Here is a 13,400-nt window from a genome sequence, read left to right as displayed (position 1 = left end):
GGTTAAAAGGTTACATTAATACCCAGGGCATACGTTTTACCCGGTGTTAAGCTATAGGTATGGTTGGGGTCTATATCATTTTTATTGGCTTTCCAGATGATTCCTAAATTGGATAGGTAAGCATTGATGGAAATCCTTTGAACTGGCAGAAATGCCGGGCGCTCAAACGTATAGCCAGCGGTAACATCCTCAAAACGGATATGGTCACCTTTTTCGATAAGTGCATCCGAATACAGATAGAAACTTTCGCTTAGCGAATTGGCAGGATATACCATCGCAGGTACATTCGTATTTGCTTCGTCTCCCGGTTTTTGCCAACGTTTGCTGTAATCACCATGCCCTAACCAACTACTAAATAATTGAGAATATTGGACAGATGGTCTTCTGAAATAATAGTTGAACTTGTAGCTGATATTAAAGGACAACGAAATATTTCGATAGTCAAAGGTATTTCTTAATGCACCAAAAGAAGTAGGGTGCGTAGGATAATAGTTCATTTCTGACAAGGGTGTTTGATTGTACAAAGCAGAAGCATCACTACTTATTTCATTATTAATGTAACCTTGTGGAGCACCGTTTTCAGCATTCAGTCCCGCCCATTTAAACGCATAAATGGCGTTAATATTCCTTCCAATTACAGGGTTGATCATATAGTCCGCCAGATAAGCATTCCCCAATGCAGACACAGGCATATCATATTGGGTTACTTTGGTGAAATGGTAGTTATACAGCAAATCTGTTTTCCAACGAAACAGTCGATCAAGCAGTACTGCACCGATTTTTAAATCCACCCCATCACCTTTTATCTGTGCAAGATTTCCGTAATAGCTAACAGGGCCATCATTCACGGACATGCCCGTCGTAGGGTCTAAAGGGGCCGATCCAAGCAGGTCGTACCCCTTTTTACGATAGTATTCCATACTGCCGTAAAATCTGTTGTCGAGTATAGAGAAGTCTAGCCCTATATTCGCCATCTTGATCGTCTCCCAACGTAAAGAAGCATTCGGAGGAGTTATTATTGTTATATGTTCCAATTGGTTAAGCTTCCAATTAAAATTTTCATATCTTCCCGTTGTATAAGCCGATACCCTTTTTGAAACATTTCCTTGTGAACCATAGGTAAAGCGAAGTTTTAGGCTATTTACCCATTCCAGGTTAAAATTTGGCTCTTTATCAATTTGCCAGGCTGTACCCACGGACCAAAGCGGCACCTGCTTCTGATTGGTTTTTACACCGAAAAGGTTAGACGCGTCTACCCGGGCACTTCCGGACAGATAATATCGGGATAGGTAACCATAGGTGGCATTGGAGTAGTACGATATGTACCTATCCACTGCTCCACTAATCGCCCAGCCTGACGGTATTCGCTCTGTAACATATGGCGCTAATATACCGTATTGGTACTGTGGATATTGCTGATTATAGTTTAGTCCGGTCGTATTGGTACTTCCTTTTTTACTATAGCCATAGTATGTATTCGTATTGCCTGCAGATCGCAATTCCTTGATTTCCCAGCCTGCTATGGCGTTAACTTCATGCTTGCCTGCCCAGTTCTTATCGTAGCTTAGCTGTACCCGTCCTTGGTGCGAAAAAGAGGTGCTGTTGTCTTTTCTGATAATTTCACCCATAGGTATGGGGCGGATAATATTACTATTATCGTCGATGGTTGAAAAGCGATTGACTAAATCCCGCACGTAATAGGCATCTTTATTGTAATGGTTGTTAGTGAGATTGTCGGCGTAAAGGAGCTGATATCTTAAACTTAGTGCCAGCCCATCGATAAATATATAGGTTGCTCCTGTATTGGCAATAGCTTGGCGGGTTCTCATTTTAAATTCCCTTCTATCTATTTCATCTAAAGGGTTGTATTCCCAATTCAGTAGACCCTTACTTTGGGCATCATCAATAAAGTCCTTTGTATAGTTCCAATAGATAGGCTGGCCATTACCATTGTCATCCACCAATTGCGCATACGGGTAAAGGCTTTTAAAGCTCCCGCTTTGCATCCCGATACCTAAATTTTCGCCGTAAGTATTGTTACTCTGCATAAAGTTTAGGCCCAAATCAATCGAAAACTGTTTGGATAGGTAAAATTGATTTTGACTTCTTAGTGTTATCCTGTCTCTGCCGTCACCAACCAGTGCCATCTTTTGTTTATCGTAGCCTGCCGAAATATAATAGTTTGCATTTTCCGTTCCCCCGCTTACGTTTAATGCGTGTTGTTGTATAACGCCAGTCTGGTAAAAATACTTTTCTAAATCTTTCCTAACATCATAGTTTCGATACTTATCGATCGCCTGTTGCAATTCGCTTTCTGTCATTGTGGGATTACTTTTCTGCTGACGTAATAGCTGGATTACCGGTGTAAAAGGTGGAAAGAGATAGCCGTCTTGGTGCATGCTTTCGTCCGCCTGGTAATACCCCAATTCATAAAGCTGTTGTTCAAGATCTATATAATCGGAGCTTGATATCTTAGGCAGACTATAGAGATCGGGTTTTCGGTTTACGGTCACATTTGACGTAATCGAGATATGCTGTGTGCCTGGTTTCCCTTTTTTTGTCGTCACTACGATAACACCGTTCCCGGCACGTGCTCCCCAAATGCTGGAAGCGGACGCGTCTTTTAATATGGTCACGTTCTCTATGTCATTGGGGTTAATGTCTTCCAGATTGCCATCAAATGGAAAATTGTCCAATACAATAAGCGGTTTAGCGTCTGCTAAAATGGTACTCCTACCACGGATGAGATATTTATCAGGGCCGACGTCATTTTGGCTGGTATATAGTCCATTGGTCACATTCTCCAATCTTTCGAACAGATTGGTACTGATTGACCTGTTAAGCAACTCGTTGTCGATTGTCTCAAAGCTCCCTGCGGTCCGCTCTTTTGGAAGTGTTTGATACCCTGTATTTATTATATCAACGGCCTCCATCATTGCAGCATAACTTTGCATCCTGATATTGATCTCCGAACGGTCAATGTCCGTTTTGTACGGTTGGTAGCCTACGGAAGTAAAAAGAAGTGTATTGCCTGTCGATGCTCCGGCTAATTCATAGTAGCCGTTAGCATCTGTTATGCCCTTAATCGGTCGCCCAACTACGCTAACGGTTACGTTGGGTAAGGGATTACCGATGCTGTCGGTCACACGCCCCCGGATAGTGCGTTGTTGCTGTTCCTCCTCCCTGGAATGATGTTGTGTCGGTTCTTTTTTAGGAACAATGGTGATGACCTTATTCTTAATCGTATAGGTAAATGGTTGTGTCGCAAACAGCATAGAGAGGGCTTGCCCAATTTCTTTCTCCTTAATATTCAGGGTAACGGGGCGTGCCTGCTGCAAGTATCTGCTATTGTACATGAATGCATAGCCGCTTTGCTTCCTTATTTCCTTCAGCACATTTTCGAGGGTCTCGTTTTCGACGTGCAGGCTGATCTGCTGTGCCTTGGTATGGGCTGCCACATGAAGGCTGAAAGCAATGGTGAGTAATAGGATGAGCTTCATGACCAATACGTATCTGTAGGGGAAGTGACCATACCAACGGCTGACTGATTGATTTTTACAGCCTATGGTATGGACATGAATATTATAATTCATACATTTGTGTTGTTAGGTTAGAAATTTATTTACTTCGCAGTGATAATTTTGATATGCCTGGCAATCGCCGGATTCCGATAGCGGTCGGAACCCGGCCTTCTTATTGCCTCGACAAATACATATCTATTGTCTTGATTTACTTGTCTATAACGATCCTCCTTCCTTGTATTTTGAATTTGACACCTGTATTGAGTTCGAGTACATCCAAGATCCCGGATAGTCTCGTATCTGTAGGCAATTCACCGTTCAGGCTTTGTCCTCCCGGTAGACCGGAAGGGTCAAACTCCACGTCATACCAACGTTCGAGCCGCCGTACTATGGTGGGCAGGTCAGCCTGCGACAAGACGATCAACCCGTCTTTCCATGCTACATAATCGGCAGCATCGACCTCACGTAAGATAAGCCTGTCATTGCGGAGTACGGCCTGTTGCCCCGGTTTCAGCAGGGCACTTTTCCTGTCGTCCGTACCGTGAATGATACGGACGCTACCTGTGACGAGCGTAGTAGCGACCAAAGGTTCATTTTCGTAGGCGTTAATATTGAAAGCTGTCCCTAGCACCTGTACCTGCTGCCCTTTACTCTGTACTACAAACGGTTGCTTTTCATTATGGGTCACTTCGAAATAGGCTTCGCCTTCCAACTGCACCCGTCTTTCTGTCCCCGCAAAACGCGTTGGATAATGTAATGAGCTTGCTGAATTAAGAATGACCTTTGTGCCATCTGGTAATGTGACCTGATACGTTCCTGCTCTTGGCACGGTAACAATAGCAGTAGCAATATTGTCTAAATCTGCAACCAGGCTGCCATCCGTGTACATGATACCTTTTTCATTGACGGTAATACCCTGTTGGCTCTCGATTAATTCATATTGACTGCCATCAGATAGCGTTATGGTGGCTTTGTTGGTTCCGGGCAGGATGTCGTCTGTGACCTCCACGACGTGCTGTGAGGCGTCCGGTGCAGGTCCTTTAGTAGCAAAATATATACTGATCGAGATACAGGCAATGACAGCAGCGGCGGCGTAGGGAAGCCATTTTTTAAACGGCTTAATACGTCGTGCTTGCTGTGTGGGGGAGTGTAGCTGCTGCTGTATATGGAAATAGGCATCGTCTATGATACTGTCTAGCCTGTCACTATCCAGTTCATCCGTAGTTGGTTGCTCCTCTAATTGGGCCAGTACCAGTTCCATAAGCAGTTCTTGCTCCCGGCTGTCTTTGCGGAAGTATGCCAGCAGTTGTTTCACCTCTTGGGGTGAACATCTGTTGTCCCGGTATTTTTCCAGTAATTGTAGTAAGTAAGCTCTATTTTCCAAAACGTCTCTTTATTGGTACTACGTTTGGTAAAAGAAATCCTACTACTCTAATGAAATTTTTTTTATATAATGCAGTCTATAGGGTGTAGAACGTACCCTTGCCTGCTCCATGTTTTTGTAGCTGCCTGTTCGATACCAGGTTTTCCAGATGCTTTTTTACCGTATTGCGGTTAGCACCTGTGATCGTGACGATCTCACTGTTGGTGACTTGTCCCCGGGATTTTACCAGTTCTAAAATACTTAGGGATAAAGGGGGCAACTGCCCCAATAGCAAATGTTCTTTTTCCAGTTTGGTTTCCAGCCTTTGTTTTTGTCTGGATATCGCCTTAAGGAAAAATACTACCCAGGGTTGCCAATCGGGGGCATCATGTTCAAGTGTGACCTGTGTCTGTCTCAGTGCCAGATAATAGGCCTCTTTGCTGTGTTCGATAATGGCTTCGAGCGAACTGTATGGTACATACGCATACCCTGTACGCATCAACAGGTAGGTGGTCAATATGCGGGAAAGCCTGCCATTACCATCCTGAAACGGATGTATGGCTAAAAATTCGACTACAAAAATCGCAGTCACCAATAAGGGATGCAATGATCTGTCGGCGAGGGTTTCATTCGTCCACTCTACGAGATGTTGCATCCGCAATGGCGTGTCAAAAGGGCTGGCCGTCACAAAAATGACACCGATGCTCTTCCCCTCTGCATCAAACGCCTCTACCTGATTGCTGTGCTTCTTGTATTCGCCCCGGTGACGATAGTCTTTGTCACTGTATTTGAGCAGGTCTTTATGCAGTTGACGTATATAGTTCTCGGTAAAAGGTATTTCCTCATAATGTTCAAAAACGGTATTCATTACCTCGGCATAGCCTGCTACTTCCTGTTCGTCACGATTTTCAAATTTTTGGATTTGCAGATTGGAGAGCAATACCTGTACCTGTTGGTCGGTCAGCTTGCTGCCCTCTATACGGGTAGATGAGCCTATGCTTTCGATAGTGGCTACTTTCCGCAGCGAAGTTAATTGTTCGGGTGCCAAGTTGCCCAGCACTTTCCAGGTACCTTTAAATTCGTCTATGGCAGCGATGATGCTCAGGATTTCGGGTGTGATATGTAGTGAATGGGTCTTCATTATCCAATAAATTACCCAAAAATATCCATAAAAACAGTAATATCCAAAAATATATCCATATATATCCAAAAAGTATGCAGAACAATCTGGTCATGTTTTTTAACTTCCTTTTGCAGAGTTTGTCACATTTTTTGTGTTCTTCGAACAAAAAATCCGCCAAAACATGTTTGTTCGGAAAACAGTTCTACAAATATTGTACCCCGATGGGGTGCTTTTTAGAATGACCCGATTGCCCTGAAAAAGTACGGAAGATAAGGGTCAGGCTTATAACTGTACAAGGAACCAGGCGGCAAGGATAGCCATACCGCTTTCTGTATCATACAGGTATTCTTTAACTGTTCGGGTGGCTTTGACCAATTGGTTGCCTACTGTCGAAACGGATATGCCCATAATGCTGGCGACTTCATCATAGCTTTTGCCTTCTATCTTGCAAAGGGTAAATATTCTCTGGCGCTGCAAGGGCAGCTTTGCTATGGCTTGTTGCAGCAGGATAGCGCTTTCTTTGTCCTGTATCTTGCTTTCGATATGGTCATATAGCGCTGTTCCCGTTCTGATAAGTTCGGCTTCCAATTTTCGGTTATGGGCTGCCTTGCGAAAAAAATCACGGATCAGATTTTGTGCTACAGTAAAAAGATAGGACTGGAAAGGTTTTGCGAGATCTATATTCTCCCGGCTATTCCAAACCCTGATAAATGTTTCCTGCAAAATATCTTGTGCCTCGTCTTCGTTTTTTACCAACTTGACCGCATTGATAAAAATACGTCTGCTGTACGTCTGATAGAACCGGTCAAAAGCCGCATGATCGCCACCTTGCAATCTAAGCAGCAGTTCCTTTTCATCCGGTAATAGGCTTGCAGTCAAGTCTGTTCTTGATTAATTTATTCAAATTTAATTATTTTATCATATAAAAAGAATAGCCACGAGCATAATCTGTCGCCGTGGCTATCGGATTTTACGGTGCTTTGCGTTTCAGGTCTTCCAGTTTTTCCCGTGCTTTGAGGGCTTCTGCTTCCTTTTGGCGGGCATTGGTCTCGGCTCGTTGCAGGGCTTGTCTTTGGGCCTCCATTAGTAAGACCATTTTGTGAAAACCGTCCGGGTTATGCTGGTATAGGGTGTCGGCATGAAGGGCTGCATCCGGTATGGTCAGCCTGTGATAACGGTATTTGAGATCGCTCTCACGTAGCTGTGCATTTTCCCGGCGGGATGCTATCCAGGCCCCGGTAGTCAATGCCATAATTATCATTCCCAGCAGAAAAATAAGCCCGTAAATCCGTGTCCTGCCCTCGAAGCGGTGCCTTAATCGTACCTCTATCTGTGTGGGCAGGCTGCCGATGGCCGTGTCCAATGCGGTAGCTGTGCCGGATAACCTGTCCTGTGTCCCGGATAAATCTGCACGTAGCTTCTCCATGTGCCGGGCGGTCTCTATACGCTCTGTTTCGCTCCATTCGTATTTTGAAAGCAGGCTTACGACTGCTTCGGTCTGGTCGTTGAATGCCTGTGCCAGCTCTTTTATTTCCATTTTTTTCTGATTTTATAGTTTGCGTTTACGTTTCTTTTTCTTCCTCTTTAGGGCCTGCCCGAACGGGTCGTAAGGGACGCTGTCCGCCCTGCTTTCGAGTAGTATATCCAGTATATCCTTGCCCGTGTGCGGATGGCTTGCTATGGTATATCTGCCTGGCTCCAATGTATCCGGCAGGGGTCGCAGCGGGTTTGGCTTTGTCGGGTCTTTCGTAGGTATGTGGAGCGCTACATGGTGCTTAAGGGCCTTGTCTATGCCCGCAAATCCCATGCTCCGATCTATGGCAGACCCTTTGAACTTCACGCCGTCTTTTTCAAAGGAAATGCCCTGTATCTCGCCTGTATTGCCCTTGTATTTGTAATGGATCGTGATACCGTTTTGCTTTAATTTGTGTTCCAATTCTTGCCAATTCGCACAGGTTTTCAGTGCCTGCCTGATCGTGTCATAGATGCTAAATTTTAGCTTGTCAGCACCTTTTAACCGCTGCCTGTTGACGGCTTTTTTGCCCTCGGCTATGTGGTAGCCGTACTTCAATGTGAGGTCCTTGCACGCCTGAACATTGCGCCTGTAGTTGTTGCGATCACTAATGGTTTTGCCTTCATTGTCCACCCGGTTGTACACGATATGCAGGTGCGGGTGCGCCGTGTCGGTGTGCCTCACGATCAGGTACTGCGTGTCACGAATGCCCATCATTTCCATATACTCCCGTGCTACGGCTGCCATATTTTCATCGGTGAGCCTGGCACTGTCTTCCAAGCTCCAGCTAAGGATGGTATGCCCTACGGCCTTGCCCAGACCGGGGTTCATCTTGCGCTGCATATTGAAGTCCTCCCTGATGCTGCGGGCACTCTGTATGCGGACGCCTTCGGCTTCGAGTATATGGGCTTCGGGCCTGTTCACCAGGTAGCGGACGCACCCGCCAAAGCTCTTGCCCGTGATCGGTTTACCTATCATCCCCTAACAGTTTTCTAATCAATCTGTCCAGCTCTCCGAGTAGCCGGCGATGTTCTGCTATCACACTTAATAGTCCGACCTGGTGTGCCAGTTTTGTAGATTGATTGAGATTGTTGGCTATCCCGGTCATTGCCCGCAGGTAGCCTGTCTGTTCGGGCGTGATCCTGGGTATTATCTTTGCATTCTTTGCGGCCTGCCGGAACCATTCGCTGGGCTTTATGCCTGCATTCCGGGCCTTGTTTTCGATATGCAGCCGCTCGGAAACCGTCAGCCTCACGACCATGATTTCGCTCCGCCTGATGATCTTCTTTGGCCTGCCGCCTTTGTTGTTTCCGGCCGTGCTTTCAGGCCCTTTCACTTCGTCCATATTACACATTTTTTTAAATTAATACTCTCTTTGTGGTGCCTGCTTTCCCTGATGGCATGGTGATCGTCTTATACTCTTTTGCGACCAACGGGAGCAAATGCCCCCCGCTGCCGTCGGGGGCAAGTTGGTTTTTGTATCGCAAAAACATTAACTTGCTCCTTCAGGACGGCTACGGCGTACTGCTGTTTTCACAGTCTGGGCCTTCGCTTCTTCCCGGGCTGGTTTTCTGCCTGTGTCCTGATCGCTGGCTTTTGGTTCAGGTAATCGTTGAGGTCTTCGTAGTCTTTATATAGTATAGAAGCATCGCACGCCTGCGGCAGTTGTGCTTTCAGTGCTGCGGTGGCTTTGATGCCTGCGGTATTCCGGTCCAGGAACAGGAAAATGTCGTTGTACGGCTTCAGCAGCTCTATACTTTTGTTCACAAAACTAAGGGAGTTCAGCACCAGGTAATCCGTCTGTACCTGACCGTCGTTTTGCAGCGTGAGCAGGGACAGAAAATCGGTGAAGCCTTCCAGTACATGTATCCCTGGCTGTGGGGTATCACTTTTGATATGGGTGATGTCTTTGGGCGCGGATGCTCCCTTAAAAAATCGGGAGCGCAGCTCGTAGCCCCCGGAGTTATTTTTGAAGCCTATAACGGTGTGCGTCTTTCTGTACAAGGTAAAGTCTATTTCACAACAATATTTTTGTGCTGTCCTGATGGGAATATTCCGGCTTTGCAGGTAGGACAGCAAGGCTTTGTCTTCCAATGGCCGGACGGCAAGGATCACGATCTGGCTGAAATCGTCCTTTTTCTTTTCACCCGCAATAGAGCTGGAGTGGCCGGGTGGGTTTTGCGGGCCTTGCGGGATTGGCTGGTGAAAAGAAAGCCAAGGGATTTGGCCTTCCAGTATCCGTAATAGTTCGGTGACTGTACACCTGTGATAACGGATGCCAAAATCAATCAGGTTGCCGCCTTCTCCGGTTCCGTGATCGTACCATACGTTCAGTTTTCTATTGACCTTAAATGAGGGTGTCCTTTCATTCCGCAAAGGGGAGATGTACCAATAGTTTGGGTGACGGCTGTATTTGGGAACGGGGTGATGTCCCAGGGTTGCCAGATAGTCCACCATATCCATTTGCCTCGCCCGGGCGCAGTTTAGTCTTTCCATACTGTACTGATTTCTTTAACCTTTAGGGTGTCTTGTCATACTTCATTGTCCAAATCCAGTCACAGGCCAGGGTCTTCCAGTTGGCTACGGGTGTGCCGTTGGTGTGCTTCCATCCCTGCTGCTGGTAGTGTCTGAAAAAGAAGGCTGCATCTTCGGGTGTGCAGCCTTTCTGAATGAAATAGATTTCGACATGAATAAATAGGGGTGGCAGCTGTCTCCCCAGGCCCTGCCGGGTAGTGCTGGTATTTATCACTTTCCTTAACTGATTTTTGGTATTTTTCATTTAAGGGATTTTTTTTGGTCTTCAAACATTTTGTGTATGTCGTCCACATTGTAATAAATCACGCCACCTATACGGGTATAGGGCAATACTCCATTGATACGAAGGGTCAGCAGCTTGCCCGTAGATATGTCGAGCAGCTTGCGTACTTCGTGGGACTTCAACCATTGCTTTGTCGTGGACGTGGGTTTCTCTTTTATTAACCCTTTGAATAGCTCTATAAGCTCTTTTTTGAATTGCTCCAGATCTTCGACGGTTACGATCTGGTCTTTGGTCATTCTCATTCTGCTCTCTGACGGATTTCTCATCTTCACTAAATTTTAAATTTTCACACTTCACATTATCCGGGAAACAGCAGGAGAGGCACGGGTAGTTATGTACTCCTGAATAGAATGAGAGGAATAAAGCACCTTATCCAACCATCACATTTACCTCTGCACTCTCCGGCACTTCCGATACAAAGTTAGCCAGCTTGTTGTGGATTGCATATAGTTGTTTAAATTCTAAATGACCAGTTTGTGGCTGTTTGGCGGTGTTTACAAGTATCGTTCCCGTTGTGATTGACAACAGCAAATTAAAATGTCACTGGTCAATAAATTTGCTACTTTGGTGGTAGATACTATTTTTATTTAAGTCCCTTTTGTGGATGTTGGAACATACGGACCGGGCAACCCGTCCGCAACGGGAAATAAAAAAGGAAACGCTTATATACGTTTCCTTTTTTAAAAATTATGCTACTGCTTTTTCTTCCAGCATAGATACAGGCATTTTCAGTTGCAGGGCTTTCTTCAGTTCCTTCATATCCTCACTGATTTTTTTGGCGACTATCTTAGCATAAATCTGTGTAGTCCTGATCGACTTGTGACCGAGCAATGCGCTGACGGTTTCGAGAGGTACACCGTTTGCAAGGGTTACGGTGGTGGCAAAGGTATGGCGGGCGGTATGGGTGGTCAGATTTTTATTGATACCGCATATTTCGGCTATTTCCTTTAGGTAAGTGTTGAATTTCTGATTGCTCTTAATAGGGAGCAATGTGCCATTAGCTACGCAAATGGGATGATTTTTGTATCGATCAATGATTTCTTTTGCAATAGGCAACAAAGGCACGTTTTCGCGGCACCATGTTTTTTCCCTGTTTTTCATGATCCAGTCTTCGCCGTCAAAGAATTTGGTTACATGGTCGGGACTAAGTAAAGCAGTGTCTTTGTAGGCATAACCTGTGAAGCACATGAAAAGATAGGCATCACGTATCTCTGCCAAGCGTGCCACAGGCATATGCTTGTTGTAAAGCACCATGATTTCTTCTTCGTCCAGGATGTCACGGTCTGGATTGAAATAGGGGCATTGGTAGGCCGCAATCGGGCTTTTGTCGAGCCAGCCTCTGTCTACGGCTGTACGAAGTACTTTTTTGATGTTTTTGAGGTACTTCATGGCGGAGTTGTTTTCCAATCCTTGCTCCAACATAAGGAAGTCTGCAAAGTCTTCGGCGAATGCGTACACAATCTTATCGAGGGCGATGTCCTGGAGCTTGTACTCAAAGGCAAGGAACTGTGTTATCTTCTTTTTCGTGGTTTCCCATTTTGACAGGGTGGACTTTGCAAGTTTTCCTTTCTCCACTTTCTTCTCCATCTTTTCGATCATAAAGTCAATGGTTTCGGAAATCATTTTGCTTTCTTTTGGTTTGACGCCTTTATAGGCGTCTTTGACCATAGCAGCGCTTACATACTCATGCTGCGTCGATAGGACGTCATAATGCCTTATCAACGCATCCCTAAGCCTGTGAATAGCCGTATTGATCTGTCTTGCTTCGGTGGTGCTACCGATTGCCGTACCGGCGTCCTGGTTCCATTTGTCAGGGGCAATCTTCATGCCGAGGGACAGCTCAGCTCTTTTGGAATCTATGGTAAGCCTTACCGTTATGGGCATCTTACCGTCTTTTGATACTTTGGATTTTTCCAGCATCAATAGCATGGAAAGTTTTTCATTAACCTTCATAACACACAATTTTCAGGTGAACAAATACCTAAAGCCCTACATCACACAAACCTTCGGGTTAAGTCGAGGGTACCAAAATTAGCCAATAAAAAAGGTACCCTCAATAGGCACCTTTTAGCTTGTATTTCTTTGATATTGTTTGTTATGCTTTTTTTCTGAAAAGATTGATTTTGAACACTTTTGAACAAAAAAACCACCCTGAAAGAGTGGCTTTGTGATCCCGCTGGGACTTTTGGCGGTCTGGACGGGACTCGAACCCGCGACCCCATGCGTGACAGGCATGTATTCTAACCAGCTGAACTACCAGACCTAAAATTTTAAAAACAAATTTATATAAGAACGATCGGAAACTTGATTTTCCTTTTATGTTTAGAGCGGTCTGGACGGGACTCGAACCCGCGACCCCATGCGTGACAGGCATGTATTCTAACCAGCTGAACTACCAGACCTAAACCCTTCTCGTTAGAAGGTGTGCAAATATAGGTGTATTTTGGTATAATGCAAACTTTTTTCAAAAAAAACATCTCTATTTTATCTAAAAATGGAGAAGAGTATAGGAAGGGAAAAAGCGTTAAAGTTACGTAGCTCACGGACATAAAAGCTTAGTAAATTGGGTTCAATAAAAAAAGCCTCAACTTTCGTTGAGGCCTTACTTAGTAGCGGGGATCCGCCGAAAGGCGGACACGGCCTACTCGAACTGATGTCCGCCAGCTGGCGGATATGAGCCCGACATATATACTTGCGATTTGCGTTTTTCACCCTGCAATATACTATCTGTTTGATTTTGTCTTGTATCTGGGTTATTTGTTTCGCTTTGGCTTACGATCCGAGCTCGGACTGTTGCCTGGTTTGCGTTATCAATGAACGTATGAAGAGTCTTCCCTTAGCACTTTTGAGTTCCTTTTCATGTTTCATGGCCCTCTCTTTTTCCTCAAAATCTTTTTTGTATATCAAGCTCCACGGTCTATACCGGATTGTCCATCCCTTTTTTCCGAGCTGGTTGTGGGAGAGCAGCCTTGCGTTTAGATTTGAGGTAAAGCCTATGTAAATTTTATTATACTTGGCAGAATAGAGTGCATATACCGTAAACATAAGTCTATTGTTGGTTC

At 45.1% G+C, this 13,400-nt stretch carries 12 protein-coding genes and 2 tRNA genes; all 14 read right to left on the bottom strand.

The genetic code is table 11. From position 1 onward, the window contains the following. Nucleotides 1-2: 2 nt before the first annotated feature. Nucleotides 3-3,593, bottom strand: a complete 3,591-nt coding sequence (locus G5B00_RS00070; RefSeq protein WP_163871207.1) for a SusC/RagA family TonB-linked outer membrane protein — start codon at nt 3,591-3,593, stop codon at nt 3-5. A 136-nt stretch (nt 3,594-3,729) separates the two neighbouring features. Further along, complete coding sequence (locus tag G5B00_RS00065; RefSeq protein ID WP_163871206.1) at nt 3,730-4,905, bottom strand: FecR family protein; 1,176 nt, start codon at nt 4,903-4,905, stop codon at nt 3,730-3,732. Nucleotides 4,906-4,981: 76 nt separating this feature from the next. Further along, complete coding sequence (locus G5B00_RS00060) at nt 4,982-6,025, bottom strand: Fic family protein (protein WP_163871205.1); 1,044 nt, start codon at nt 6,023-6,025, stop codon at nt 4,982-4,984. Nucleotides 6,026-6,289: 264 nt separating this feature from the next. Next, the gene (locus G5B00_RS00055; protein ID WP_163871204.1) at nt 6,290-6,886 is read right to left on the bottom strand and encodes an RNA polymerase sigma factor; all 597 of its coding nucleotides are present in this window, start codon (nt 6,884-6,886) and stop codon (nt 6,290-6,292) included. 91 nt (nt 6,887-6,977) lie between these two features. After that, nucleotides 6,978-7,544, bottom strand: a complete 567-nt coding sequence (locus tag G5B00_RS00050) for a hypothetical protein (RefSeq protein ID WP_163871203.1) — start codon at nt 7,542-7,544, stop codon at nt 6,978-6,980. Between the two features lie 12 nt (nt 7,545-7,556). After that, nucleotides 7,557-8,498 carry a relaxase/mobilization nuclease domain-containing protein gene (locus tag G5B00_RS00045; protein WP_163871202.1) on the bottom strand — a complete coding sequence of 314 codons (942 nt, stop codon included), beginning with the start codon at nt 8,496-8,498 and terminating at the stop codon, nt 7,557-7,559. Beyond that, nucleotides 8,488-8,865, bottom strand: coding sequence for a plasmid mobilization protein (locus G5B00_RS00040; RefSeq protein WP_163871201.1), 378 nt, complete (start codon nt 8,863-8,865; stop codon nt 8,488-8,490). The genes G5B00_RS00045 and G5B00_RS00040 overlap by 11 nt, the downstream gene beginning before the upstream one ends. A gap of 188 nt (nt 8,866-9,053) precedes the next feature. Next, a complete protein-coding gene (locus tag G5B00_RS00035) occupies nt 9,054-10,016 on the bottom strand; it encodes a toprim domain-containing protein (RefSeq protein WP_163871200.1) in 963 nt (320 codons plus the stop codon). A 22-nt stretch (nt 10,017-10,038) separates the two neighbouring features. Continuing rightward, on the bottom strand, nt 10,039-10,269 hold the full coding sequence (locus G5B00_RS00030) for a hypothetical protein (RefSeq protein WP_163871199.1): 231 nt from the start codon (nt 10,267-10,269) through the stop codon (nt 10,039-10,041). Between the two features lie 26 nt (nt 10,270-10,295). Beyond that, nucleotides 10,296-10,604, bottom strand: a complete 309-nt coding sequence (locus tag G5B00_RS00025; RefSeq protein ID WP_240894334.1) for a helix-turn-helix domain-containing protein — start codon at nt 10,602-10,604, stop codon at nt 10,296-10,298. A 421-nt stretch (nt 10,605-11,025) separates the two neighbouring features. Further along, nucleotides 11,026-12,291, bottom strand: coding sequence for a site-specific integrase (locus G5B00_RS00020; RefSeq protein ID WP_163871198.1), 1,266 nt, complete (start codon nt 12,289-12,291; stop codon nt 11,026-11,028). A gap of 233 nt (nt 12,292-12,524) precedes the next feature. Next, nucleotides 12,525-12,601 (bottom strand) — tRNA-Asp (locus G5B00_RS00015). Nucleotides 12,602-12,666: 65 nt separating this feature from the next. After that, nucleotides 12,667-12,740 (bottom strand) — tRNA-Asp (locus G5B00_RS00010). A gap of 370 nt (nt 12,741-13,110) precedes the next feature. Beyond that, nucleotides 13,111-13,400, bottom strand: a 290-nt coding sequence (locus tag G5B00_RS00005; protein WP_240894333.1) for a GIY-YIG nuclease family protein, incomplete at its 5' end; no start/stop codon positions are given.

It is taken from the genome of Parapedobacter sp. SGR-10 (assembly GCF_011030405.1).
In the GTDB taxonomy this organism is placed as follows: Bacteria; Bacteroidota; Bacteroidia; order Sphingobacteriales; family Sphingobacteriaceae; genus Sphingobacterium.
Note: the sequence above shows the minus strand (reverse complement) of the source record. Positions and strands in the feature narration are given on the sequence as shown.